Genomic DNA, 1,372 nt, shown 5'->3' on the forward strand with positions numbered 1-1,372 from the left:
ACGCGGCACCCGGCGACGACGACGCCGCCCAGCACGCCGGCCATGACGACGACCCCACCGCCGACGACCACCACCACGACTCCGCCGCCCACCACGACCACCACCACCACGACGGTCCCGATGACCACGCAGTGGATTCACGTACCGCTGCTTCCGGTGCCGATCCCGGTGCCGATGCCGGCCACCCAGGCTCCTCCGGTCACTCAGGCCCCGGTTGTCACGCAGGCCCCGGTGGTCCCGCAATACCCCGGCGGGGGGTATCCGCAGAACCCGTTCCTGGGTCCCGGTTACTGACGATTTCGAGCGGCGCATCCGCTGCCACGCGAGTAGCGTAGAAGTCCCCTGCTTCGGGTCGGGGTTCGTTCATTGATGCCCTCGTGACGAGGGCCTTGGAGGACCTTGGAGGCGCAAGTGGACATCGTGCTTGGGGCGTCGCTATCCCCCGACACCGTCCGCCTGGTGGTCATCGAGGGGCAGAACGCCGACGGCGTCACCGTCGACCAAGACGCGTTCGACGTCGGCGGTGACTCGACGGCTTCCGGTGCGGTCGACCACGTGATAGCCGCGATCAGCGGCACCCGCGAAAGCGCGGGAGAAACCGGCTTCGAGCTGGTCTCGACGGGCGTGACGTGGACCGACGCGGCGCAGGCGGGCGCGCTGCGCGACGCGGTCGCGGCCCACGACCTGGGCGCCGTGATGCTGGTGTCCCCGCTGCTGGCCGCGGCCGCCCTGGCGCAGACGGTCGGCGCCTCGATCGGCTACGGGCACATCGCGATGCTGTTCGTGGAGCCCGCGAGCGCGACGCTGGCCGTCGTCGAGGTCGCCGACGGTTCGATCGTCGACCTGCACCGCCACCAGCTCGACGCCGCGGGTGACGCGGCGTCGGAGTTGGCGGCGATGGTCGCGGGCCTCGACGAGCCCGGGTCGCGGGCGGACGGGGTGTTCCTCGTCGGCTGCGGAACCGACATCGTCCCGCTTAAGCCGGCGCTCGAGGCGGCCACCTCGCTCGAGGTGACCGCCCCCGAGGAACCCGACATGGCGCTGGCCCGGGGAGCGGCGCTGGCGTCGGCGAACGCGCCGCTGTTCGCGTCGACGACCGCCGCGATGGCCTACGCCCTGGACCCGGGAACGGGCGAGATGAACCCCCGCGCGCTCGCGCCGACCTACCTCGACATCACCGCCAACGCCGACCGGGGATCCGACGCGCTGGCCTACAGCGCCGTCGACGACGACGGCACCGAGCGGTTCCGGCGCGGGCGCAAACCCGTCCTGCTGGCCGGCAGCGCGGTGGCGGCCGTGTCGCTCTTCGTCGGCGGTGCGCTGGCGGTGTCCCTGACCTCCGACCGGCCGACGTCCGCGGAGCGGCCCGCCC

General features: G+C 72.7%; 2 protein-coding genes. Both read left to right on the forward strand.

What is annotated here, in order from left to right:
• Nucleotides 1-120: 120 nt before the first annotated feature.
• Nucleotides 121-294 (forward strand): hypothetical protein, encoded by a 174-nt coding sequence (locus GPY60_RS27645; RefSeq protein ID WP_156690653.1) that lies wholly within the window; start codon nt 121-123, stop codon nt 292-294.
• Nucleotides 295-411: 117 nt separating this feature from the next.
• On the forward strand, nt 412-1,372 hold a 961-nt coding region (locus GPY60_RS26465), incomplete at its 3' end, for a DUF7159 family protein (protein ID WP_156690654.1).

This window comes from Mycobacterium sp. Marseille-P9652, from assembly GCF_902652685.1.
Classification (GTDB): Bacteria; Actinomycetota; Actinomycetes; order Mycobacteriales; family Mycobacteriaceae; genus Mycobacterium.